This window comes from Aminobacter sp. GW821-FHT11F06 (assembly GCF_058808215.1).
In genome coordinates this window covers 163,855-186,311 of record NZ_JBXARL010000001.1, presented here as the reverse complement: position 1 = coordinate 186,311, position 22,457 = coordinate 163,855, and the positions used below count along the sequence as shown (strand labels likewise).

23 protein-coding genes are annotated in these 22,457 nt (G+C 62.6%); 12 read left to right on the top strand and 11 right to left on the bottom strand.

The genetic code is table 11. The features are described from left to right. Nucleotides 1-28: 28 nt before the first annotated feature. The 5 genes from AC1RTB_RS00915 to topA all read right to left on the bottom strand — a co-directional run bounded on the left by AC1RTB_RS00915 (nt 29) and on the right by topA (nt 7,405). Nucleotides 29-1,210: an MFS transporter gene (locus AC1RTB_RS00915; protein WP_492876976.1), complete on the bottom strand. Its 1,182-nt coding sequence runs from the start codon at nt 1,208-1,210 to the stop codon at nt 29-31. 7 nt (nt 1,211-1,217) lie between these two features. Then, entirely contained in the window at nt 1,218-1,958 is a 741-nt protein-coding gene (locus tag AC1RTB_RS00910; protein WP_492876978.1) for an NUDIX hydrolase, read from the bottom strand. A gap of 73 nt (nt 1,959-2,031) precedes the next feature. After that, the gene (locus AC1RTB_RS00905) at nt 2,032-2,469 is read right to left on the bottom strand and encodes a DUF983 domain-containing protein (protein ID WP_492876980.1); all 438 of its coding nucleotides are present in this window, start codon (nt 2,467-2,469) and stop codon (nt 2,032-2,034) included. A gap of 2 nt (nt 2,470-2,471) precedes the next feature. After that, nucleotides 2,472-4,787 (bottom strand): ribonuclease R, encoded by a 2,316-nt coding sequence (gene rnr / locus AC1RTB_RS00900; protein ID WP_492876982.1) that lies wholly within the window; start codon nt 4,785-4,787, stop codon nt 2,472-2,474. Between the two features lie 5 nt (nt 4,788-4,792). Then, entirely contained in the window at nt 4,793-7,405 is a 2,613-nt protein-coding gene (gene topA, locus AC1RTB_RS00895) for a type I DNA topoisomerase (protein ID WP_492876984.1), read from the bottom strand. Nucleotides 7,406-7,451: 46 nt separating this feature from the next. Here topA and AC1RTB_RS00890 point away from each other — a divergent pair, with 46 nt between their 5' ends. Next, the gene (locus AC1RTB_RS00890) at nt 7,452-7,907 is read left to right on the top strand and encodes a hypothetical protein (protein WP_492876986.1); all 456 of its coding nucleotides are present in this window, start codon (nt 7,452-7,454) and stop codon (nt 7,905-7,907) included. Here AC1RTB_RS00890 and dprA read toward each other — a convergent pair. The 4 genes from dprA to AC1RTB_RS00870 are packed head-to-tail and all read right to left on the bottom strand — an operon-like array spanning nt 7,869 to nt 11,887. Continuing rightward, nucleotides 7,869-9,002, bottom strand: coding sequence for a DNA-processing protein DprA (gene dprA / locus AC1RTB_RS00885; protein ID WP_492876987.1), 1,134 nt, complete (start codon nt 9,000-9,002; stop codon nt 7,869-7,871). The genes AC1RTB_RS00890 and dprA overlap by 39 nt on opposite strands. After that, complete coding sequence (gene plsY, locus AC1RTB_RS00880) at nt 8,999-9,610, bottom strand: glycerol-3-phosphate 1-O-acyltransferase PlsY (RefSeq protein ID WP_492876989.1); 612 nt, start codon at nt 9,608-9,610, stop codon at nt 8,999-9,001. Before plsY ends, dprA begins: the two co-directional genes overlap by 4 nt. A gap of 28 nt (nt 9,611-9,638) precedes the next feature. Then, nucleotides 9,639-10,925, bottom strand: coding sequence for a dihydroorotase (locus AC1RTB_RS00875; protein ID WP_492876991.1), 1,287 nt, complete (start codon nt 10,923-10,925; stop codon nt 9,639-9,641). After that, nucleotides 10,922-11,887, bottom strand: coding sequence for an aspartate carbamoyltransferase catalytic subunit (locus AC1RTB_RS00870; RefSeq protein WP_492876993.1), 966 nt, complete (start codon nt 11,885-11,887; stop codon nt 10,922-10,924). Before AC1RTB_RS00870 ends, AC1RTB_RS00875 begins: the two co-directional genes overlap by 4 nt. Nucleotides 11,888-12,071: 184 nt before the next feature. Here AC1RTB_RS00870 and AC1RTB_RS00865 point away from each other — a divergent pair, with 184 nt between their 5' ends. Together AC1RTB_RS00865 and AC1RTB_RS00860 are read left to right on the top strand one after the other, a co-directional pair. Beyond that, nucleotides 12,072-13,700 (top strand): acyl-CoA dehydrogenase family protein, encoded by a 1,629-nt coding sequence (locus tag AC1RTB_RS00865; protein WP_492876995.1) that lies wholly within the window; start codon nt 12,072-12,074, stop codon nt 13,698-13,700. A 193-nt stretch (nt 13,701-13,893) separates the two neighbouring features. Further along, nucleotides 13,894-14,205: a DUF6105 family protein gene (locus AC1RTB_RS00860; protein WP_492876997.1), complete on the top strand. Its 312-nt coding sequence runs from the start codon at nt 13,894-13,896 to the stop codon at nt 14,203-14,205. Here AC1RTB_RS00860 and ruvX read toward each other — a convergent pair. Beyond that, nucleotides 14,172-14,657 carry a Holliday junction resolvase RuvX gene (gene ruvX / locus AC1RTB_RS00855; protein WP_492876999.1) on the bottom strand — a complete coding sequence of 162 codons (486 nt, stop codon included), beginning with the start codon at nt 14,655-14,657 and terminating at the stop codon, nt 14,172-14,174. The genes AC1RTB_RS00860 and ruvX overlap by 34 nt on opposite strands. A gap of 87 nt (nt 14,658-14,744) precedes the next feature. Between ruvX and AC1RTB_RS00850 the strand changes: the two genes are divergently transcribed. The 6 genes from AC1RTB_RS00850 to AC1RTB_RS00825 all read left to right on the top strand — a co-directional run bounded on the left by AC1RTB_RS00850 (nt 14,745) and on the right by AC1RTB_RS00825 (nt 19,068). Next, nucleotides 14,745-15,452 (top strand): metal-dependent hydrolase, encoded by a 708-nt coding sequence (locus tag AC1RTB_RS00850; RefSeq protein WP_492877001.1) that lies wholly within the window; start codon nt 14,745-14,747, stop codon nt 15,450-15,452. A 35-nt stretch (nt 15,453-15,487) separates the two neighbouring features. Continuing rightward, nucleotides 15,488-15,907, top strand: a complete 420-nt coding sequence (locus AC1RTB_RS00845) for a hypothetical protein (RefSeq protein WP_492877003.1) — start codon at nt 15,488-15,490, stop codon at nt 15,905-15,907. Nucleotides 15,908-15,989: 82 nt separating this feature from the next. Further along, nucleotides 15,990-16,277 carry an Asp-tRNA(Asn)/Glu-tRNA(Gln) amidotransferase subunit GatC gene (gatC, locus tag AC1RTB_RS00840; RefSeq protein ID WP_492877005.1) on the top strand — a complete coding sequence of 96 codons (288 nt, stop codon included), beginning with the start codon at nt 15,990-15,992 and terminating at the stop codon, nt 16,275-16,277. A gap of 3 nt (nt 16,278-16,280) precedes the next feature. Further along, the gene (locus AC1RTB_RS00835) at nt 16,281-16,745 is read left to right on the top strand and encodes a GNAT family N-acetyltransferase (RefSeq protein WP_492877006.1); all 465 of its coding nucleotides are present in this window, start codon (nt 16,281-16,283) and stop codon (nt 16,743-16,745) included. A 17-nt stretch (nt 16,746-16,762) separates the two neighbouring features. Then, nucleotides 16,763-18,244: an Asp-tRNA(Asn)/Glu-tRNA(Gln) amidotransferase subunit GatA gene (gatA, locus tag AC1RTB_RS00830; protein WP_492877008.1), complete on the top strand. Its 1,482-nt coding sequence runs from the start codon at nt 16,763-16,765 to the stop codon at nt 18,242-18,244. 26 nt (nt 18,245-18,270) lie between these two features. Next, nucleotides 18,271-19,068, top strand: coding sequence for a YdcF family protein (locus AC1RTB_RS00825; protein WP_492877010.1), 798 nt, complete (start codon nt 18,271-18,273; stop codon nt 19,066-19,068). On the opposite strand, the gene AC1RTB_RS00820 is transcribed toward AC1RTB_RS00825, so the two are convergent. Next, on the bottom strand, nt 19,017-19,772 hold the full coding sequence (locus tag AC1RTB_RS00820; RefSeq protein WP_492877311.1) for a DUF599 domain-containing protein: 756 nt from the start codon (nt 19,770-19,772) through the stop codon (nt 19,017-19,019). The two genes, AC1RTB_RS00825 and AC1RTB_RS00820, sit on opposite strands and share 52 nt — an antisense overlap. 621 nt (nt 19,773-20,393) lie before the next feature. On the opposite strand from AC1RTB_RS00820, the gene AC1RTB_RS00815 reads away from it, so the two are divergent. From AC1RTB_RS00815 to AC1RTB_RS00805, 3 genes are read left to right on the top strand one after another with little or no spacing between them, the layout of a single operon-like run. Next, entirely contained in the window at nt 20,394-21,797 is a 1,404-nt protein-coding gene (locus AC1RTB_RS00815) for an L-serine ammonia-lyase (protein ID WP_492877012.1), read from the top strand. 55 nt (nt 21,798-21,852) lie between these two features. After that, the gene (locus AC1RTB_RS00810) at nt 21,853-22,113 is read left to right on the top strand and encodes a type II toxin-antitoxin system HicA family toxin (RefSeq protein WP_492877014.1); all 261 of its coding nucleotides are present in this window, start codon (nt 21,853-21,855) and stop codon (nt 22,111-22,113) included. After that, complete coding sequence (locus AC1RTB_RS00805) at nt 22,110-22,448, top strand: type II toxin-antitoxin system HicB family antitoxin (protein ID WP_492877016.1); 339 nt, start codon at nt 22,110-22,112, stop codon at nt 22,446-22,448. Before AC1RTB_RS00810 ends, AC1RTB_RS00805 begins: the two co-directional genes overlap by 4 nt. The last annotated feature ends 9 nt before the right edge of the window (nt 22,449-22,457 follow it).

Genomic DNA, 22,457 nt, shown 5'->3' with positions numbered 1-22,457 from the left:
CGTACCTAGAAAGTCAAGCCTTGGAGCGTTATCCACGCGATTTCACGGCAATTCGGCCCAGTCCGATGGCGATATATCCGCCAAAGAACACGGCCAGCGCCCAACCGAAACCGTTGGGACCGAAGACGTCCATGAAGATACCGATCACCTGTGGTCCCAGAATCATCCCGAATCCGTAGCAGAAGATGAAGGCAGCGTTGGCCGAGGCAAGGTCGCGGCCTGAAAGCTGCGAACCCAGATGCGCGAGGCCGACCGTGTAGAGCGCTGCCACAACGCCGCCCCAGACAAACAGCATGCCCGCCATCAGGTGCCAGTTGACCGTCAGAAGCGGCATCGCCAAGGTGCCTGCCAGCCCGACGAGGGCGCAGATCAACAGCAGCTTGCGGCGATCGCCGATGCGGTCGCTCAGCATGCCGATCGGAATCTGCAGCATGAAATTGCCAAGGCCGATCATGGTGAGCAGAAGGGCAGCGTCAGCCTCGGAATAACCGATGCGCTGGCCATAGATCGGAAACAGTGCGAAGCCGCCCGTTTCGACAGCACCGAAGACAAGCACTGCCGCTGTCGCGGTCGGTACGATCCAGATGTAGCGAAAGAAACCACCTGTGCCGCCCGTGGACACGATCTTGGGGCTTTCGCTGCGCGCGAGCAGCACCGGAATCGTGGCGATCATGACGAAGCCGAAGGTCAGCCCGAACGGCAGGAAGCCGCTGCTGCCGACTTGCGAGAATAGCCACGGACCTGCCGCGAAGCCCAGTGACAGCACGGTGGCGTAGATGCCGAGCACCAGGCCGCGCCGATGCGGTGGGGCACAGGTGCTGATCCAGAACTCCGACAGGATGAACAGCACAGTCAGCGCAAAGTGCAGCACAGCGCGCAAGGGAAACCACATCCAGAAGGATTGCGCGAAATAGAATCCGACAAAAGCCAGCGCGCCGACGACAATCATAGCGAGCATCGTCCAAACGACGCCGAAACGTATGGCGATCGGCGTTGCAAACGGCGCTGCCGCAATCGAGGCAATGCCGGCGACCGCCGTGTTGAGGCCGATCATCGAGGATGAGTAGCCGCGCGATTCGAGAATCACGCTGAGCAGCGGTATGCCAAGTCCGATAGCGATGCCGACGACGCTGATCGAGGCGATCGCCGCTGAAATCGAGCGCCAATGCACGCGTTCGAGGTTTTCAGCCTGCTGGATGGTCTCAGTCATGCAAAGCCTAAAGGATGTCGCGGCGGAAGCGTTGGTTGAACATGCGGTAGAACGGCACTTCGCCGCCTGGCCTAAGCCCGGGGTCGATCAAGAGCCGCTGCCGGAGATCGCCGAGAACCGATTGGGTGATAGCCGGAATGTCGGCCTGCATGGCGTCTGCCAGCTGCAGCCAGACCAGCTCCTCGAGTTCGTTGGTCGGCCCGCCATCTGGCAGTTCTACCGCGACGTCACTGCGCCAGGCCGACAGGAAGCGCGTGTCGAATCGGCGGACGCGTCCCGGAGGGGTCACCGCACGCGCGATGAAGCGCAAGGAGGCCAAGGCAGGTGCCACGCCATGTTCGGCAAAACCTTGCCAGTCGGCCTTGGTGGTCGAAAATGTGGCGCGCCGGCCGATCAACAGGCCCGCTTCCTCATAGGTCTCGCGAATCGCCGAAAGTGCAATCGCGCGGGCACGGGCAACGCTGACACGGCCCGTGCCGGCGCGCAGCTTTTCGGCTTCATCGGGGTGAAGCTCATCAGCCACCTTGATTCGGCTGTCTGCAGGGTCGGTGCGGCCGCCTGGAAAGACAAATTTTCCCGGCATGAAGGCATGCTTCATGTGGCGCCGGCCCATCAGCACCAGCACGTCATCGCCCTTGCGGTCGAGCAGGATCAGCGTGGCGGCGTCACGCGGCCGCAGGGGGGCAGCGCTTTTCGCCATCTCCCTGGCTTCGAGCCTGTCGAGTTCTGCTTTGCTAATGCCATCCATCGCGGCTGTCCTAACGGAATGTCGGAGTGGACGGAAGCGCTTGCTTGCCCTTGGGCATTGCGCCAGCGCTTGTTCAGGCTTCGGGATGCGCCTCGATCACGTCGTCTTCGCCACCGAAGCCGTGCATATACATCGCCCACTGCATGCCGACCACAGCACCTTTCATCGGCCGCAGCAGGGCGAGCGCGGAGAAGATCGTCAGGGGCACCCAGATCAAGAGATGCTGCCACAGCGCCAGCGTGCTGGTCGCCTCGATGGCCATGAAGGCGCCGACTACGATGTGGCCGACGATGACGACCACCAGATAGGCGGGCAGGTCGTCGGCGCGATGATGGAAGATCTCTTCGTGACAGACTTCGCAGCGGTCGACGGTCTTGACGAAAGAGGCAAACAGCCTGCCCTGGCCGCAATTCGGGCATTTGCAGAACAGGCCGCGCTTGATCGCCTGCCACACCGGGCGCGGCTCACGCGCGACCTGCTGATGGTCGCCGCCGAATACCTGTTCAGTCATCGTCATCTCCTGCCGTGCGGTCCTCGCCGTGGCTGGGAGGCGCGGGCACGCGTTCGCTGCCCCTTGGTCTTGTGGAAGGACCGCTTCGAACCGGGCAGGGGCTTCGGTTCGGTCAGCATTTCAAAGCGCATGGCACCGGCCAGCGGCGCAATCTCGACCAACTTGACTTCGACGCGGTCGGCGAGTTGGTAGCCCTTGCCGGTACGCTCCCCGAAAAGGGCGCGGGCGGCTTCGTCGAAGTGGTAATAGTCGTCACCCAAGGATGATACGGGGATGAAACCATCCGCGCCGTATTGAGGCAATTGGACAAATAGTCCCGCCTTGACCACGCCCGAGATGCGCGCGTCGAAAGTTTCGTCGACGCGCTCAGCCAAAAAGCCGGCGACCAGCCGGTCGACAGTTTCGCGCTCGGCCGCCATGGCGCGGCGTTCGGTCTGCGAAATCAGGCCGGCGATCTCTTCCAGCCGCGCTTCTTCGGAAGCCGTCAGTCCGCCGGCGCCCAAACCCAGCGAGGCGATCAGCGCGCGATGGACGATCAGGTCGGCATAGCGGCGGATCGGCGAGGTGAAATGCGCGTAGCGGCGCAGATTGAGGCCGAAATGGCCGATATTGTCGGGGTTGTATTCGGCCTGGCTCTGCGAGCGCAGCACCACCTCGTTGACGAGCTGTTCGTTGTCTTCGCCACGCACGCGCTCGAGAATGCCGTTGAACTGGGCAGGCCGCATCTCGGCACCACGCGCTAGCGACAGGCCGATGGTCTGCAAGAACTCGCGCAGCGATTCCTGCTTGGCGAGCGATGGGCCGTCATGGATGCGGTAGACGAGCTTCTGCTTCTTGTTTTCCAGCGTCTCGGCCGCGGCGACATTGGCCTGGATCATGAACTCCTCGATCAGCTTGTGGGCGTCGAGGCGATCGGGAACGATGACACGATCGACTGTGCCATCCGGCTTGAGCAGGATCTTGCGCTCGGGCAGGTCGAGTTCGAGCGGCTGGCGGCTCTCGCGCCCGCGCTTGAGCACGTCATAGGCCGCCCAGAGCGGCTTGAGGATGGTCTCCAGGATCGGCCCGGTCTTGTCGTCGGGCATGCCGTCGATGGCAGCTTGCGCCTGCGGATAGGCGAGGCGGGCCGAAGACCGCATCATGATGCGGTGGAAGGCATGCCTGACCTTGCGGCCCTCCGCCGAAAACGTCATGCGCACGGCAAGTGCCGGACGGTCGACGCCTTCGCGCAGCGAGCACAGATCGTTGGAGATGCGCTCGGGCAGCATCGGCACGACACGGTCGGGGAAATAGACTGAATTGCCGCGCTTCAAGGCCTCATTGTCGAGTGGCGTGCCGGGCCGGACATAGGTCGCGACGTCGGCGATGGCGACAGTGACGATGAAACCGCCCGGGTTTTTCTCATCCGTATCTGGCGCGGCATAGACCGCGTCGTCATAGTCCTTGGCGTCGGCTGGGTCGATGGTGACCAGCGGCACTTCGCGCCAGTCTTCGCGATGATCAAATGTTGCCGGCTTGATCGCTTCGGCTTCGGCGAGCACGTCGGCGGGGAAGATGTGAGGAATGTCGTGGGCGTGGATGGCGATCATCGAGACCGCCTTCTCACTGGTCAGCGAACCCAGGACAGAGACCACCTTGGCGCGCGGCAGGCCGTAGCGGCTGGCGCGTTCGGGGACCACTTCGACGAGGTCACCCTCCTTGGCGCCGTTCTGGGAATCCTTGTCGACGACAAGCTCAGGCTGGCGGCGCTCGACCGGCTCGATGCGGAAGGTACCATCTTTTAGGATTCGGAAGATGCCGAGCGCGGTGTCGCTGCGCTTTTCGAATATCTTCATCACGCGCGCGGTGTAGGCCGGCTCGTTGTCGTCGCCGAGGTGATCCTCGATGGGGAAGGTTTTCGCCAGCACGCGGTCGCCGACGCCAGGCGTCGGGCCATTGCCGCCGCGCGACAGCTTGATGGCGACGATCGGGCCGTCAGGCTGTTCGGAGGCGCGCGCCAGAAGCGTGCCTTCAGCGTCTCGGCCAAAAATGTCGAGCACGGCGACATGTTGCAACGCACCGACGCGCGACAGCCGCTTGCGGCTCTTTTCGAGCAGGCCCTCGTCCTGCAACTCACGCAGAAGGTGCTTCAGCCAGATGCGATCGTCGTTCTTGAGCGCGAAAGCCTTGGCGATGTCACGCTTGCCGCTGCGGTCTGGATTCTCCGCGATATAGCGCAGAATCTCGTCCCTCGATGGGCGATAGACGTCCTTGCCACGGACCTCGTCGCTTGCGGCGCGTCTGGTGCCGGCGTTTCGTCCGGTGATCTTTCGCGCCAAGGCCGTCAGTCCTTCTTTTTGGCTTTGCTGGCGGGTTTTTTAGCTGCGCTGCTGGCCGGCTTCTTGGCTGCGCTGCGGGCCGGCTTCTTGGCCCCGCCGCCTTTCGCTTCTTTTTCAGCGATCAATGCAAGTGCATCTTCCACCGTAACAGTGGACGGATCCTTGCCCTTCGGCAAGGTAGCATTGACCTTGCCGAAATTGACATAAGGACCGTATTTGCCATCGCGCACGGTGATGCTGCCACCGCCGGCCGGATGCTCGCCCAGGTCCTTGAGCGCAGCCGGCGTACCGCCGCCACGGCCACCTTTGCCCTTGGCCTGCTTTTCGGCAATCACGGTCACGGCGCGGTTCAGGCCGATCGAGAACACGTCCTCGATGCTTTCGAGATTGGCATAGGCGCCGTCGTGCAGCACGAACGGGCCGTAACGGCCGAGACCGGCCGAGATCATCTTGCCGGTTTCGGGGTGCTGGCCGACGTCACGTGGCAACGCCAGCAAAGCGAGCGCCTTTTCATGGTCGATGGATGCCGGCGTCCAGCCCTTGGGCAGGCTGGAGCGCTTGGCTTCCTTGCCGTCGCCACGCTGGATGTAGGGCCCGAAGCGACCGCTGCGCAGCGTGATCTCTTCACTGGTGTATGGGTCGGTGCCCAGTACCTTGGTGCCGTCTTCGAGACCGCCATTGTCGCCATTCGCGCCGGGGCCGTCGAGCTGACGGGTGAAGCCGCATTCGGGATAATTCGAACAGCCAACGAAGGCGCCGTACTTGCCGAGCTTGAGCGACAGATTGCCGGTACCGCATTTCGGGCAGATGCGCGGGTTCGAGCCGTCCTCGCGTTCGGGGAAGACCAGCGGCGCGAGTTCTTCGTTCAGCGCGTCAAGAACGTCAGTGACGCGCAGTTCCTTGATCTCGTCCACCGCGCCGGAAAAGTCTTTCCAGAAATCGCGCAGCACGTCGCGCCAGGCGAGCTTGCCGTCGGAGACTTCGTCGAGCTTTTCTTCAAGCGAGGCAGTGAAGTCGTATTCCACATAGTGGCGGAAAAAGCTCTCCATGAAGGCGGTCACAAGCCGGCCCTTGGCCTGGGGCATGAGCTTGCGGTTTTCGATCTTCACATAGTCGCGGTCTTCAAGCGTCTTCAGCGTCGCCACATAGGTCGAGGGACGGCCGATGCCGAGCTCTTCCATCTTCTTGATGAAGCTCGCTTCGGAATAGCGGGGCGGCGGCTCGGTGGTATGGTGCGTGGCGTTTATGGCTTCGCGCTTGAGCGTCTCGTCGGCGCGGATCTCGGGCAGGCGACGGGTTTCCTCGTCCTCTGAATCCTCATCCTTCTGCTCGGTATAGGCGGCGAGGAAGCCGTCGAAGCGGGTGACGGAGCCGATGGCGCGCAAGCCGGCGGTCCTGGCGCCATTGCGCGCCTCGATCTCGACGGTGGTGCGCTCGATCTCGGCCGGCAGCATCTGACTGGAGATGGCGCGTTTCCAGATCATCTCGTAGAGCCGCGCCTGATCGGCATCGAGAAACTTGCGCATCTCGCTTGGCGTCCGCGAAAAATCAGTCGGCCGGATGGCCTCGTGCGCTTCCTGGGCGTTCTTGGCCTTGGTGGTGTACTGGCGCGGCTTTTCGGGCAGGTATTTTGCGCCGAACTCCTTGCCGATCGCCTCGCGGGCGGCCTCGATCGCTTCGGGTGCCATCTGCACGCCGTCGGTACGCATATAGGTGATAAGACCGGCGGTCTCGCCACCGATCTCCATGCCTTCATAGAGACGCTGCGCGACCTGCATGGTGCGGCTTGCGGAGAAGCCGAGGCCCGAGGATGCCGCCTGTTGCAGCGTCGAGGTGGTGAAGGGCGGTCCCGGATTGCGCTTGGTCGGCTTGGCTTCGACCGACATTGCCTTGAAGCTCGCCCCATCGAGCATCGCCTTGATGTCGTCGGCCATTGCCTGCGAGGAGATGTCGAGCTTCTGCAGCTTCTTGCCGTCAAAGACGGTCAGCTTTGCGTCAAAATTTTCCGCGCGCGGTGTGCCGAGGATGGCTGCGACCTGCCAGTATTCTTCGCGGATGAAACGCTCGATCTCGGTCTCGCGGTCGCAAACAAAACGCAACGCCACCGACTGGACGCGGCCGGCCGAGCGAGCGCCCGGCAGCTTGCGCCACAAGACAGGCGAGAGGGTGAAACCGACAAGATAGTCGAGTGCGCGGCGCGCCAGATAGGCGTCGACCAGCTGAGGGTCGATCTCACGCGGATTGGCGATGGCTTCGAGCACCGCCTGCTTGGTGATCGAGTTGAAAGCGACGCGCTTGATCGTCTTGTCCTTGAGCACGCGCTTTTGCTTCAGCACCTCGAGCACGTGCCAGGCGATTGCCTCTCCTTCGCGATCCGGATCGGTTGCGAGGATCAGGCCGTCGGCCTCCTTGACGGCCTTGGCAATGTCGTTCAGCCGTTTCGCCGACGCGGCGTCGACTGCCCAGGACATGGCAAAATCGTCATCCGGCTTGACCGAGCCGTCCTTCGCCGGCAGATCGCGGACATGGCCGAACGAGGCCAGAACCTTATAGTTCCGACCCAGATACTTGTTGATGCTTTTCACCTTGTTCGGTGACTCGACGACAACGACGTCCATATGTGTCTGATTTTCCAGTGAAGCGCCAAAACAACGGCTACGGCGCGTGGCGAAGAATTTTCAATTCGCACGTCACATGGCCGCGCTTTTCGGTTCGGTCAAGGGGAGGGACCCAAAAACGGCAGCGGATGGCGGGAATACAACCCAGGGTGTATTAATTGTCTGCATTGCAATTGTTAGTAGATTTGATACGTTTCTGCCATTGCCGGTTGAGGCCGTTTTCTGCGTCTGGATAGGCTCTGGATCGGAGCTGAATCTCGCGCTTCAACACGCGGCGGCAGAGGGAAAGCCATTGATGCACAAGCCGGCGCCAACACAAAGGCGAGCCGAAACGCTAGACTACATCCAGTCGATGCTGGGGCAACTCCGCATCATGGCGGATGCCGAAGGTTGCGGCATGCTCGCCTATCTGATCGAGATGGCCTATGTCGAGGCCGGCGATGTCGCCCGCGGCGAGCGGCCGTCAAATGTCGGGATCAACAAGCGAAACACGTCCGCCTGAGTGGCGTTCGAGCCGGCCAGCAAGATCGAGTTCCAGAAGGATCATGAAAATCTGCGCCGGGTGCAGCCCGGTGTGGCGGATCAGCTCGTCGACTTCCACTGGTACCGGCCCCAGCGCCTCGATGACACGGGCACGATCGCCATCTGCCGGCGGCGGTGTCGCAGCAAAGTCCGGCGGCTCTTCCAGGCTGGTTGGCAGCAGGGGCTTGCCCCCCACAAGCGGCACCAGCGCCTCCAGGATGTCACCGACCTCCGTCACCAGTGTTGCACCATCCTTGAGCAATCCGTTGGTGCCGGCGGCGCGCGGGTCGAGCGGGGACCCGGGCACGGCAAAGACCAGCCGCCCCATTTCGCCGGCAAGCCGCGCGCTGATCAGCGATCCCGAACGTTTCGCTGCTTCGACCACCACCAGCCCAAGTGCTAAGCCGGCGACGATGCGGTTGCGGCGCGGAAAGTCCTGGGCGCGTGGCTCCCAGCCGAATGGCATTTCGGAAACAATCGCGCCGCGCTCGGCGATCTCGTCGCAAAGATCGGCATTTTCAGGCGGATAGGGGCGGTCGAGCCCGCCGGCGAAAACACCGACAGTGCCGGTGTCGAGACTGCCTTGATGCGCCGCCGTGTCGATGCCGCGGGCCAGGCCCGAAATGACGGAGTAGCCATTGCGGCCGAGCTCAGCTGCCAGCATGCGCGCCATCTTGATGCCGGCAAGCGAGGCGTTGCGCGCACCGACAATGGCCACCGGTGGCAGACCGAAGACCGCGCTCGTGCCTTTGACCGCGAGCAGCGGCGGCGGATTGTCCATGCGCTTGAGCACCTGGGGGTAGTCGTGCTCGCCGATGGCGACGAAACGCGCCCCGCATTTGCGAGCCAACTCCAGTTCCGCTTCGGCTTCGGCGACGGAGGGAATGCGAACCAGCCGGTTCGCGCCGCCCGACATCATGACCTCGGGCAGCATTTCGATTGCGGTTTCGGCGGAGCCAAAACGGTCGATCAGCCCGCGAAAACTCGCCGGGCCGACATTTGGGGTGCGAATGAGGCGCAGCCAATGAAGCCGCTGCCGGTCGCTGAGATGCGGCCCGGCAGCGGATTGGCTCATCCTTTTGACCCGATCCGCGATTCTGTTCCGGCAAGCAGCCGCGAGATGTTGGCGCGGTGCCGGAAGAAGACGATGACGCTCATCAGCGCCAGCAGGCCAGCGGCCTTGGGCATGTCGATCATATAAAGTGCGATCGGCACCGCAACAGCCGCAGCCAGCGCGGCGAGCGAGGAGTAGCGGCTGGCGAAGGCGACCAGCAGCCAAGTGACAGCGAAGACCAGCGCGCCAAACCCCGACAGGCCAAATAGCACACCGAGATAGGTGGCGACGCCTTTGCCACCCTTGAAGCCGAGCCAGACAGGATAGAGATGACCGATGAAGGCGCCGAAGCCGGCGGCGATGGCGGCGTCGTGGCTCCAGCGCGCGGCGATGACCACGGCTACGGTGCCCTTGAGCGCGTCGAGCAACAGCGTTGCGGCCGCCAGCTTCTTGTTGCCGGTACGCAGCACGTTGGTTGCGCCGATATTGCCGGAGCCGATCTTGCGCACGTCGCCGAGGCCGGCCGCGCGCGTCAGCAGCAAACCAAACGGAATCGAACCCAAGAGATAGCCGAACACGGCAGCGGCAATCAGGACATGCAGCGCCGTCGGAAAAATGTCATCCGGCATCAAGATACGTCTACTCCCCCGTGGCCGGTCAGGCCGAAAACACTGTGCGTCCGGCGACCAAGGTTTTCAAGACCTTGCCTTGCAGCCTGGCGCCTTCGAAGCAGGTGTTCTTGGAACGCGAGCGAATGTCGGCCTCTCGCACCACCCACGGCTCGTTGAGATCGACGAGCGCGAGATCGGCCATGGCACCCGGCTTCAGCGTGCCGCCGGGCAGGCCGAACAACTTTGCCGGAGCGGTCGAAAGTGCTTCGATGATGCGCAACAAAGGCACGTCATCATTGTGATGCAGCCGCAATGCCACGGCGAGCAGCGTCTCCAACCCGATAGCGCCCACGGCGGCATCGGCGAAGGGCAGGCGCTTGGTGTCGACGTCCTGCGGATCGTGCGAGGAAACAATCAGATCGATCGTGCCGTCCCTCAGCGCCTCGACCATGGCGATGCGGTCTTCCTCGGCGCGCAAGGGCGGTGCCAGGCGGAAGAAGGTGCGGTATTCGCCGACATCGTTTTCGTTGAGCGACAGGCTGTTGATCGAAACGCCCGAGGTGACCTTGGCGCCGTCAGCCTTGGCGCGCAAAACGGCAGCTGCCGCCATCGCGGTCGAAATCTTGGCGGCGTGGTAATTGCCGCGCGTCAGACGGGCGAGCGCAAGGTCACGCTCGAGCGGGATGGTCTCGGCCTCGCGCGGAATGCCCGACAGCCCGAGCCAGCTGGCGTAGAGGCCTTCGTTCATCACGCCCGATGAGGCAAGGTCTGCGTCCTGAGTCTCATGCGCGATCACCGCGTCGAAGTCGCGTGCATAGGTCAGCGCCCGGCGCATCACCATCGAACTGGCAATCGTGTGACGGCCATCGGTGAAGGCGACTGCACCCGCTTCGCGCAGCAGGCCGAACTCGGTCATCTCGTGGCCGTCGAGACCCTTGGTGATCGCGGCAGCCGGAAAGACGTTGACCGATGCCGTCTCCTTGGCTGTGCGGAGTACGAACTCGACCAGCGCGACATTGTCGATCACCGGGTCGGTGTCAGGCATCATGACGATGGACGTAACACCCCCTGATGCTGCAGCGATGCTTGCCGAGGCAATCGTTTCGCGGTGCTCGCCACCCGGTTCGCCGATGAAGACACGGCCGTCGATCAGTCCGGGCACGATCGCCTTGCCCGCGCAATCCACCACTTCGGCACCGCCTGGGATGCCCTGGTTGAGCGCGTCGGCGCCGGCAGCCACGATCTTTTTGCCGTCGACGATGACCGAGCCGGTCTCATCGATGCCGCGCGAGGGGTCGACGATGCGGGCGCGCTGGAAAACCGTGATGCTCATGCGTTGTGTCCGTCGCGATTGCGGCGTGGGTCGAGCAGCGCTTCCATCACCGCCATGCGGACGGCGACGCCCATTTCCACCTGTTCCTGGATGACACTTTGCGGACCATCGGCGATCTCCGAGGCGATCTCGACGCCGCGGTTCATCGGTCCCGGATGCATCACCATCGCGTCGGGTTTCGCAGCCTTCAGCTTTTCGGCGTCGAGGCCATAATAGCGGAAGTACTCGCGCACCGAGGGCACGAAGGCACCGGCCATGCGCTCGCGCTGCAGGCGCAGCATCATGACGACATCGGCATCCTTGAGGCCGTCGGCCATCGACTGCGTCACCTCGACACCCATCTGGGCGATGCCGGAGGGCAGCAGCGTCGAAGGTGCGACGACGCGGACGCGCGCACCGAGCGCATTGAGCAAGAGGATATTGGAGCGGGCGACGCGCGAATGCAGGATGTCGCCGCAGATCGCCACGGTCAGGCGGGCAATGCGGCCCTTGGCTCGGCGGATGGTGAGCGCGTCGAGCAGTGCCTGTGTCGGGTGTTCATGCGCGCCGTCGCCGGCATTGACCACCGAGCAACCGACCTTCTGCGCAAGCAGGGCTGCGGCTCCCGCCGACTGGTGGCGGATAATCAAAATGTCGGGCCGCATCGCGTTCAGCGTCATCGCCGTATCGATCAGCGTTTCGCCCTTCTTCACAGAAGAGCTTGCCACCGACATGTTCATGACGTCGGCGCCGAGGCGCTTACCCGCGAGCTCGAACGACGACTGCGTGCGCGTCGAGGCTTCGTAGAACAGATTGATCTGGGTGCGCCCGCGCAGCGTCGACGTTTTCTTCTCCGATTGGCGCGAAATCGACACGGCCGCGTCGGCGCGGTCGAGCAATATTTCGATATCCAACGGGGAAAGGTCGCGGATGCCAAGAAGATGGCGGTGCGGGTAGGGCGGCAGGGACGAAAGGTCTGTCATCTCAAGGCGGTGCTATAGGCTGTGCTTAAGTGACCCGCAAGCCGGCATTTCAATGATGAAAGTTCTCCCACGGGATTTTCGTCGCTTCCAAGCTGGGCCATAAGCTATCGATAAGCATTTCGGCTATAAAGCCGGCCATGGCTGCGGATTCGTGCCCGTTGCCCACACCGATGAAGGACAAGGCGTGACGCAGGACGTGCCGAACCAGCCCCCTCCGCTGACGGGCAGCAATGCCTGGCGCGGCGATCCGCTGCTGATCCAGATTGCAGAGAGCTTTTCCGAGCCGGTCCGACGCGACCTGGACGGGCTTGGCCGTTTCGTGCTGAACCAGGAGGCGCAGGACCTCGCGCGGCTGGCCAACAGCGAGGTTCCAAAGCTCAAGACACACGACCGTCAGGGCCGACGCATCGACCAGGTCGAGTTCCACCCTGCCTATCACGCGCTGATGCGCCGCTCGATATCAGGTGGTCTGCATTCGTCCGTCTGGGAAAACGGCGGCACCGAGACCGGCCGCCGCCACCAGGTGCGCGCCGCGCGCTTTTATCTCACCGCGCAACTCGAATGTGGGCATCTGTGCCCGATCACCATGACCAACGCTTCGCTGGCCGCATTGATGGCGAGCCCGAAGCTGTTTCGTGAATGGGCGCCGCGCGTCACCACCCGCAAATACGACCAGGCGCAGAAGCCACCGATCGAGAAGGCCGGGCTGACGCTTGGCATGGGCATGACCGAAAAGCAGGGCGGCACCGATGTGCGCGCCAACACCACCAAGGCCGAACGCGCCGGTGGCAGCTTCTATCGGCTCAATGGCCACAAATGGTTCATGTCGGCGCCGATGTCCGACGCTTTCCTGATGCTGGCGCAGGCGCCGGAGGGGCTTACCTGCTTCCTCGTTCCGCGCATCCTGAGCGACGGCTCATCCAACGGGCTGGAATTCCAGCGTCTCAAGGACAAGCTCGGCAACCGCTCCAACGCTTCCGCCGAGGTCGAGATCCAGGGCGCCATCGGCGATCTGGTCGGCGAGCCCGGCGGCGGTATCAAGACGATCATGGACATGGTGACGCTGACGCGGCTCGACTGCGCGGTCGCCTCGTCAGCGCTCATGCGGGCTGGGCTCGCCGAGGCTGTCCATCACACGCGTCACCGCCAGGTTTTCGGTGCCAATCTCGTCGACCAGCCTTTGATGCAACGTGTGCTGGCCGACATGGCGCTCGATGTGGCGGGCGCCACGGCCCTTGCCTTCAGGCTGGCGCGTTCGTTCGACGAGGCGGCTTCCGACCGTGGCGAGGCCGCCTTTGCGCGCGCCATGACACCTGTCGTCAAATACTGGGTCTGCAAGATCGCGCCGGGACTTCTGTATGAAGCGATGGAGTGCCTCGGTGGCAACGGTTATGTCGAGGAGGCGCCGCTGGCGCGCTACTACCGCGAGGCGCCGGTCAACGCGATCTGGGAAGGTTCTGGCAACGTCATGGCGCTCGACGTGCTGCGTGTGCTTCAGCGTGCGCCAAGCCTGTTCGAGGACGTACTTGCCGGTATCGAACGTGACCTCGGCGCGGGTGGGCGCAGCATATCAGGCGTTCTGAGGGCCGCCATGCAGGTTGCGAGTTCCGACGAGGGCTCGGCACGCATTCTCACCGAGCAGCTCGCCATCTCGGCAGCCGCCGCGGAGCTGCGTCGCATGGGGGCAGGGCGCATCGCCGACGCCTTCATCGAGACCAGACTCGCCGGCCAATGGCGCGGCACTTACGGCATGCTTGATGCCCGCCATGATTCGCGGTTGATCATCGACACGCTTTATCCACAGGTCGGCTGAGAGCAGACGCCGCCGTTTTCGCGGCGGCATGGAACGGCTCGCATCCCGTTAACCTTAATAAATGGTTTACGTTGCATGGTGCGAACGCAGGGCTCACTGTCTTTTTCAAAGAAGCAGGATTCCCGATGCGGGCCTTTGCCACCCACTTGCCGGACACTGAAGTCGCGAAGCCGCGTGCGGAGGAGTGCGTCTGATGCGCTACATACTCGGCATTTGGGCTGCACCGCTGGTGCTTTTCTGGGGTTGGTTCTTCCTGTCGATCAACGATCTCAACTTCGGCTACCCGCTGCTGAGCCGCGCATTCAACCTGGCGATCTTCGATCTTTATGGCGAATTGCTCGGGGTTGATCCGACGACGATCCCCTGGATGATGGGCAAGGCCTTCTTCCTCGATACGCTTATCCTGCTGTCGATCTGGGCGTACCGCCGCCGCAAGCAAATCGCCGAGAAGGCCAGAGTGTTGCGGGCGCGCTATTTTTCGGCCGAATCGGCGCCTAGCGTCTGAAGCCGGTCAAGCACGCCCTGCAGGATGAAAGCGGCTGCGGCCGAATCGATCCGCTTACTACGCTTCTTGCGTGACACATCCATCTCGATCAGCACCCGTTCAGCGGCAACAGTCGATAGCCGTTCGTCCCAGAAGATGAATGGCAAGTCGGTCAAATTGGCCGCGTTGCGCACGAAAGAGCGCGATTTTTGCGCCCGCGGGCCCTCGGAACCGTCCATATTGATCGGCAAGCCGATCACGATCGCGCCGGTGTTTTCCGTGGCCAGCATGGCTAGCAGTGCCGCGACATCAAGCGTGAACTTCTTGCGGATGATGACCTGGCGCGGATGCGAGAATGACAGACCGCGATCGGAGACGGCAACACCGATCGTCTTGTCGCCGAGGTCGAGCCCGGCCAGCGTCTTGCCGCCGGCTAGCAGCGCGGGCAACTCTTCAATGGTGGCTATGGCCAAGCGGCTTTCCTTTTGATTTAGCCCCTTTGACAGAGGCTTGGCGCGTTCTATCCTTTAGACAACGAAATTGCGAGGAGTGCCGAAACAATGAAGCTGACCTGGTACGGACATTCGGCGTTCCGCATCGAAGTGGCTGATGCCAAGATCCTGATCGACCCGTTCCTGAGCGGCAACCCGTCATGGGGCAAATCCTGGGAGCAGGCGGCGGAGGGCGTCACCCATGTGCTTTTGACCCACGGCCATGACGATCATATCGGCGATGCCGCTGCCATCCTGAAGAAGACGGGTGCCATGCTCGTCGCCAATTTCGAGATCTGCATGTATCTCGTGGGCAAAGGCGTCAGCGACAAGGCGATCAATCCAGGCAATATCGGCGGCACTGTCGATTGCGGCAGCTTCACCACCACCTTCGTTACGGCACAGCATTCGTCTTCGGCGAGCGGGCCTGGCGGCACCAACACCTATCTCGGCAATCCTGGCGGCCTGGTGCTGCATTTCGCCCAGGAGCGCACGCTCTACCATATGGGCGACACCGACATCTTCTCGGACATGGCGTTGATCAACGAACTGCATGAGCCTGCCATCGGCATTGTGCCGATCGGCGACCGCTTCACCATGGGCGGTGCGGTGGCGGCCCTTGCCTGCCGGCGTTTCTTCAAATTCGAAACCGTGGTGCCGTGCCATTTCGCCACCTTCCCGATCATCGACCAGACCGCGGAAAAATTCGTCGATGGTCTCGCAGGCTCGGGCGCCGATGTGGTGCTGCCGAAAGTGGGCGTAGCTATAGATATCTGATCGAGCGCGGTGGGCCGCGGGATGGGGGATTGGCGATGAAAAACTGGCGATCTGTCCTGGCGTTTTCTGTTGTCGTGTTCAGCGTCTCGACGGCATCCGCCGAGGACGCCATCAAGGGCGTCTACCTGCAATCAGAGGAACTCTGCGCCCAGGCCAAGAAAGAATCGCTACAGACGGTGATCGACGCCGGGAGCTTGGTGCTGTCGGCACGCGGCATCGAAAGCGTCGAATACAATTGCGAATTCCTCAACGTCACCAGGGCAACGCGCTCGCCTGCTTGGGCGGTGACCGCTTTGTGCCAGGAGCCCGGGCACCTGTTTCCCGACGTGCTTTCCATCCTTGAACTGAGCCCGACCCAACTGGAACTCTCCTCGGTCCGCGACGTCGATCCCGAGGGTGGCCAGACCGACAATGCCGGCACTTATTACCTGTGCGACGGCGTCACCATGCCGTGAGCATGATCATCCATGTTGCGCGCGCCGCGCCGCGCCGTTATAGCCCGACCAGACCAATTTACCGGCTTTCCGGAGTTTTTCGATGACCGTTGATCTCAAGACCGTCAAGCGCGTTGCGCATCTTGCCCGTATTGCGGTGAGCGAGGACGATGCCCAGCGCATGACCGGCGAATTGAACGCGATCCTGGGCTTCGTCGAGCAGCTCAACGAGGTCGATGTCTCCGGCGTCGAGCCGATGACGTCGGTCACGCCGATGGACATGAAAAAGCGCGCCGACGCCGTCACCGATGGCAACAAGGCCGCCGACATCGTCGCCAACGCGCCGGCCACCGACGAGAACTTCTTCCTCGTGCCGAAAGTGTTGGAGTAGGCCTTGGCTATCACGATCGCCGTTGAAAGTCCGCTGCAGGACGAAGTTCGCGACCTTGTCGCCGAGCTGAATTCTGTCCTGCATGCGCTTACGCCGCCCGAGGCCTGCTATCATCTGACCGTCGAGCAGATGGCCGAGCCATCGGTCACTGTCTGGATCGCGCGCGATCAGGGCAAGGTCATCGGGTGTGGTGCGCTGAAACGGCATTCCTCGTCAGTCGGCGAAGTGAAGCGCATGTTCACGCTGCCGTTGTGGCAAGGCCGGGGTGTCGGCAAGACGATCCTCGCCGAAATCATGAACACCGCAGCGTCCGAGAAGCTCGACAAACTTGTTCTTGAAACCGGCGACCGGCATCCTGCCGCCTGGGCCGTTTATGAAAAGGCGGGCTTTACCCGCTGCGGCCCGGTGCTCGATTATCCGGATTCGCCTTATTCCGTATTCTATCAGAAGCAGCTTTCGGCTGCGTGACCCGAAGTGATTTCGCCATGACCGAACTGACCAGACTGACGATTGCCGAAGCGCGCGCGAAGCTGCGCGGCAAGGAGATTACGGCCTCCGAGCTGACCGAAGCCTATGTCTCGGCCATCGAACAGGCCAATCCGATCTTCAACGCCTACATCGCCACCACGCCCGACAAGGCGCGCGACATGGCCAAGGCTTCGGACGCCAGGCTCGCCAGGGGCGAGGGCGGTGCGCTCGAGGGCATCCCGCTCGGCATCAAGGACCTGTTCGCCACCGAAGGTGTGCACACCCAGGCCTGCAGCCATGTGCTCGACGGCTTCAAGCCACGTTACGAATCGACGGTGACGGCCAATCTGTGGGCGGACGGCGCGGTCATGCTGGGCAAGCTCAACATGGACGAGTTCGCCATGGGCTCGTCCAACGAGACCTCCTATTACGGCCCGGTGATCAATCCGTGGCGTGCGGGCGGCTCGAACAAGCAGCTGGTGCCGGGCGGCTCGTCAGGTGGTTCGGCTGCCGCCGTCTCGGCCTTCCTGTGCGCAGGCGCCACCGCCACCGACACAGGCGGTTCGATCCGCCAGCCGGCGGCCTTCACCGGCACTGTCGGCATCAAGCCGACCTATGGCCGCGTTTCGCGCTGGGGTACGGTCGCCTTCGCCTCGTCGCTCGACCAGGCCGGCCCGATCGCCCGTGACGTGCGCGATGCCGCGATCCTGCTCAAGTCGATGGCATCGGTGGATGCCAAGGACACCACCTCCGTCGACCTACCTGTGCCGGATTACGAAGCGGCGATCGGCAAGTCTCTCAAGGGCATGAAGATCGGCATTCCCAAGGAGTACCGCGTCGAGGGCATGCCTGACGATATCGAAGCACTTTGGCAGAAGGGTATCGCCTGGCTCAAGGATGCCGGCGCGGAGATCGTCGATATTTCACTGCCGCATACCAAATACGCGCTGCCGGCCTACTATATCGTTGCGCCCGCCGAGGCGTCCTCGAACCTCGCCCGCTACGACGGTGTCCGTTACGGCCTGCGTGTGCCGGGCAAGGACATCATCGAGATGTACGAAAACACCCGTGCCGCCGGCTTCGGCCGCGAGGTCAAGCGCCGCATCATGATCGGCACCTATGTGCTGTCGGCCGGCTACTACGACGCCTATTACCTCCAGGCTCAGAAGGTGCGCACGCTGATCAAGCGCGACTTCGAACTGGCCTTCGCCGCTGGTGTCGATGTCATCCTGACGCCTGCGACCCCGTCCGCGGCCTTCGGCGTCGCCGACGAGGAGATGGCCGCCGATCCGGTCAAGATGTACCTCAACGACATCTTCACCGTGACGGTCAACATGGCCGGCCTGCCGGGCATCGCGGTTCCCGCCGGCCTCGACGGCAACGGCCTGCCGCTCGGCCTCCAGCTCATCGGCCGTCCGTTCGATGAAGAGACGCTGTTCCAGACAGCTCATGTCATCGAGCAGGCAGCAGGACGTTTCCAGCCGGAGAAGTGGTGGTAGGCGTTTCGCGCCTAGCCTGAGGCAAGATGTTCTTTTACCTCTCCAAGGTCTTCTGGTTCTTCGCCCAGCCGCTCAATTTCGCGATCTTCCTGCTTGCGGCAGGGCTCGTGGCCAGCTTCTTCGGCCGCCGGCGGTTTTTCCGTACCACTACGTTCTTGTCGCTGTCGATCCTGGCGCTTGCCACATGGACCTCGCTCGGCTCGCTGATGCTCAACCCGCTGGAAGAGCGTTTTCAGCGCCCGGCAACGCCAGCCAAGGTCGACGGCATCGTCGTGCTCGGCGGCGGTTTCGAAGGCGCGATCAATCTTGCGCGCGGCGGTTATGAGCTCAACAGCGGCGGCGACCGCATGGTCGAAACCGCGATCCTCGCCCGCCGTTATCCTGACGCCAGGATCGTCGTTTCAGGTGGCAATGGCGCGCTGACGCTGGACGGCGAGGGTGACGCCGATACGGCACCGCGCCTGCTTGAGGCGCTGGGCGTTTCACGCGACCGGCTCATCCTCGAAAACCGTTCGCGCAACACCTACGAGAATGCCCTGTTCTCCAAGGAATTGGTGACGCCGAAGCCTGGTGAGACCTGGCTGCTCGTCACCTCGGCCTTCCACATGCCGCGTTCGATGGCGCTGTTTGCCAAGGCAGGATTTTCCGTCGTTGCCTGGCCCGTGGATTACCGAACCTCGGGCGAAGAGGGTGTCGGCCTGTTCACCGACAATCCCGCCGATTCGCTGCAGAACACCACGATGGCGATGCGCGAATGGGTCGGCCTGCTGGCCTATTGGCTGTCCGGCCGGATCGACAGGCCGTTTCCCGGTCCCGGGTCCTGAACCAGCACCGCCTGGCGGGCCTCTGAGAAGAACTGGCGCCTGATCAGCACGGCGAGCAGCACAGCGGTGGTGACGAAGAAGACGCGTGCGTCGACGAACCAGCCGAGATAGCCAATCGAGAAGAAGACGCCGCGCAAGCCGGCGTTGAAGTGTTTGCCCGCAAGCTGGTTCATGCGGGTCGCCCGCATCACCGCGATATCAATCTCTGCGTCCGGCTCGCTGCGGTTGCCGAGCTGTGGCACGGCCCCGATCAGGATCGAGCAGTAGTTGAACAGCCGGTAAGCCCAGCCGAATTTGAAGAACGAGTAGGCAAGGATGATGATCAGGCCGATCACCTTGATCTCAAACAGCGGGCGCGCCGTGGCACCCGCCAGCGGCACGTCGCTCAAAATGGCGAGCACGCGGTCTGAGGCACCAAGCAGGGCAAAGCAGCCACCAACCGCAATCAGCGAGCTTGAGGCAAAGAAGGCCGTGCCTTGCTGCAGGCCGTTCATGATCGATGTATCGACGATCCTGACCTCGCGCAGCGCCATGGTCGCCATCCAGGCGGCGCGCTGGGCGTTCATCGCGCGCGTCAGCGACAGGCGCTTGACGATGTACCCCTCAGCACCAAGCGCGTGAAAAATCCAGCCGGCGAGGAAAAACGCCAAGGCTGCGATGTCGAGGCCGCTCAACGGGCCGGTCATGGAGAAGGAATCGTTGATCATCGATTGGAAGCTACCATGGCCGCGTGGCGCATTTCGAGTGCTTGCGCGGGCCTTGGTGCCGTCACAGGTGTTTAAAATGCATGAACGGCCAGTTTGGTATAAGTGCCTGATTTGATTAAAATTGAATTGATGACTGCATGGCTGGCATACAGATTTCGCCATGCTTTCGCCATTTTTTGCAGTTGCGAAGACGCAGGCAAAGTCGTATCCAGCACTCCCACTCGGGACGAGCTGGAATGGCGGACACACTGCCTGCTCACCGAACCACAAGGGTTTTGCGAAACATCATGGATGACGGCGTTCAGAAATCCTGCTGGGGCCTTACGGCCAAGGCAGTGATTGGCTTTGCGGTTTTTCTCGTTCTTGCCTGGCTTGTAAGCGGCGGCGCTGAGAAGGCGGCGGTCGTGGCAGCGGGCTGATCGACAACCCTTCCGGATTGGATACAAAAAGCGCGGTTCATGCCGCGCTTTTTTGCTTTATGGCCTTGCGTAAGTTTGCGGTTTTTTCAAATGTCGCGCGCTGAGCAAACCACGTCGGATCGCGTCTAGCGGAGAACGTGAAAAGGGCGGAATGATCGTATACATATGCGACATAAGCCGCCGTCGCAGGGAGTGAGATTTGTTTCTTTCGGTATTCGACCTGTTCAAGATCGGCATTGGTCCGTCGAGTTCGCACACGATGGGGCCGATGACGGCGGCCGCGCGTTTCCTTGACGAGATCTTGAGCGGCGACTGGCCGCGTCCCGCGGGCGCCAAGGTCGACCGCGTTGGTGCGAGCCTGCATGGTTCGCTCGCCTATACCGGCGTCGGCCACGGCACCGACCGCGCCGTCATACTTGGCCTTGATGGCCTGACGCCAGTGACTGTCGATCCCGACCAGACAGACGGGCTCGTCGAACAGATCTCGCGCGACAAGCGCGTCTCGCCGCCCGGCCATCCGTCCTACCGCTTCGATCCCGCCATCGACCTGGTGCTCGACAAGAAGACGCCGCTGCTCGGCCACGCCAACGGCATGGCTTTTTATGCCTATGACGCCGGCGACCGGCTGCTGCTCAAGCGCATCTACTATTCGATCGGCGGCGGCTTCGTCGTTTCCGAAGAAGAGTTGCAGCGCATGAAGGCCAAGACTGCGGCACCCGCCGCCGGCAAGCGCGTGCCATACCCCTTTGCCAATGCCGTCGAAATGCTGGCCATGGCCTCGCGCAGCGGGCTGTCCATCGCCGAGATGAAGCGGGCCAACGAAGAAACCCATATGCCGCGCGCCGAGCTTGATGCCGGCCTCGACGCAGTCTGGGATGCGATGAGCCGCTGCATCGATCGTGGCCTGTCCCAGGACGGCATCATGCCGGGCGGCCTCAAGGTTCGCCGCCGGGCGCGCCAGCTGCACGACAAGCTGCAGGAGCAGTGGAGCCAGAACCGGCCCAACCCGCTGCTCGCCAATGACTGGCTGTCGATCTACGCCATGGCCGTCAACGAGGAGAACGCGGCTGGCGGCCGCGTCGTCACGGCACCGACCAATGGTGCGGCAGGCACGCTGCCCGCCGTTCTGCGCTACTGGCTGCATTTCCATGTCGAAGCCGACAAGGACAGCATCCGCGACTTCCTGCTGACGGCAGCCGCGGTCGGCGGCATCATCAAGACCAACGCGTCGATCTCGGGTGCCGAAGTCGGCTGCCAGGGCGAGGTCGGATCCGCGTCCGCCATGGCCGCCGCCGGCCTGTGTGCTGTCATGGGCGGCACGCCCGAGCAGGTCGAAAACGCCGCCGAGATCGCGCTCGAGCATCACCTCGGCATGACCTGCGATCCCATTGGCGGACTGGTGCAAATTCCGTGCATCGAGCGCAACGCGCTTGGCGCGGTCAAGGCTGTCACAGCCGCATCGCTCGCCATCAAGGGCGACGGCAAGCATTTCGTGCCACTGGACGCCGCGATCGAGACCATGCGCCAGACCGGCATGGATATGAGCGAGAAATACAAGGAAACCAGCCTCGGCGGCCTCGCGGTCAACGTCGTCGAGTGCTGAGCCTGGCTCAGGCTCGTAAAGTTGCATTTAGTGCCATATATTGGTACCATCGGCGATGGACCTGAAGCGGCGGCACCGGGCTACCTTGGAGCAGATTTTTGCCCGACCGGTCAGCGGATCGATCCGATGGTCGGATATTGAGGCACTGTTTGTTGCAATAGGTGCTGAGGTTAGCGAGCGGGAAGGTTCGCGTATCGGTGTCTTCCTGTTCGGCGAAGTGAGGGTTTTCCATCGCCCTCATCCCAGTCCGGACACGGACAAAGGTGCTGTTGCCAGCATTAGGAAATGGCTGGAAACACACGGAGTGCGACCATGAAGAACGTTATGGAGATCGATGGCTACAAGGCAGTGCTTTCGTTCGATCCAGAAATCGGCCTGATCCGGGGTGAGTTTCTGGGACTAGCTGGTGGTGCTGATTTTTATGCGAATAGTGTCGACCAGCTTGTGGCCGAAGGTCGCCAGTCGCTGCGCGTTTATCTGGATATGTGCGCAGAAAAGGGCGTTGAGCCTTTTCGCGCGTTTTCTGGGCGCTTCAATGTCCGTCTCGATCCTAAAACGCATGAGGCGGCCGTCATCGCTGCGGCGGCGGAGAGTAAAAGCCTGAACGAATGGGTGGCCGAAGCGATAGAGCGTGCAGCCGAGGCGGCTTGACGAGGGGCT

Bases quoted from the DNA above. Each gene is read 5' to 3' on its own strand.
- AC1RTB_RS00805 (WP_492877016.1), top strand. From the start codon at position 22,110: ATGAAGAACGTTATGGAGATCGATGGCTACAAGGCAGTGCTTTCGTTC.
- gatC (WP_492877005.1), top strand. From the start codon at position 15,990: ATGACCGTTGATCTCAAGACCGTCAAGCGCGTTGCGCATCTTGCCCGT.
- AC1RTB_RS00910 (WP_492876978.1), bottom strand. From the start codon at position 1,958: ATGGATGGCATTAGCAAAGCAGAACTCGACAGGCTCGAAGCCAGGGAG.
- plsY (WP_492876989.1), bottom strand. From the start codon at position 9,610: ATGCCGGATGACATTTTTCCGACGGCGCTGCATGTCCTGATTGCCGCT.
- AC1RTB_RS00845 (WP_492877003.1), top strand. From the start codon at position 15,488: ATGAAAAACTGGCGATCTGTCCTGGCGTTTTCTGTTGTCGTGTTCAGC.
- AC1RTB_RS00850 (WP_492877001.1), top strand. From the start codon at position 14,745: ATGAAGCTGACCTGGTACGGACATTCGGCGTTCCGCATCGAAGTGGCT.
- gatA (WP_492877008.1), top strand. From the start codon at position 16,763: ATGACCGAACTGACCAGACTGACGATTGCCGAAGCGCGCGCGAAGCTG.
- AC1RTB_RS00870 (WP_492876993.1), bottom strand. From the start codon at position 11,887: ATGACAGACCTTTCGTCCCTGCCGCCCTACCCGCACCGCCATCTTCTT.
- dprA (WP_492876987.1), bottom strand. From the start codon at position 9,002: ATGAGCCAATCCGCTGCCGGGCCGCATCTCAGCGACCGGCAGCGGCTT.
- AC1RTB_RS00810 (WP_492877014.1), top strand. From the start codon at position 21,853: ATGGACCTGAAGCGGCGGCACCGGGCTACCTTGGAGCAGATTTTTGCC.
- AC1RTB_RS00905 (WP_492876980.1), bottom strand. From the start codon at position 2,469: ATGACTGAACAGGTATTCGGCGGCGACCATCAGCAGGTCGCGCGTGAG.
- topA (WP_492876984.1), bottom strand. From the start codon at position 7,405: ATGGACGTCGTTGTCGTCGAGTCACCGAACAAGGTGAAAAGCATCAAC.
- AC1RTB_RS00825 (WP_492877010.1), top strand. From the start codon at position 18,271: ATGTTCTTTTACCTCTCCAAGGTCTTCTGGTTCTTCGCCCAGCCGCTC.
- AC1RTB_RS00875 (WP_492876991.1), bottom strand. From the start codon at position 10,925: ATGAGCATCACGGTTTTCCAGCGCGCCCGCATCGTCGACCCCTCGCGC.
- AC1RTB_RS00860 (WP_492876997.1), top strand. From the start codon at position 13,894: ATGCGCTACATACTCGGCATTTGGGCTGCACCGCTGGTGCTTTTCTGG.
- AC1RTB_RS00915 (WP_492876976.1), bottom strand. From the start codon at position 1,210: ATGACTGAGACCATCCAGCAGGCTGAAAACCTCGAACGCGTGCATTGG.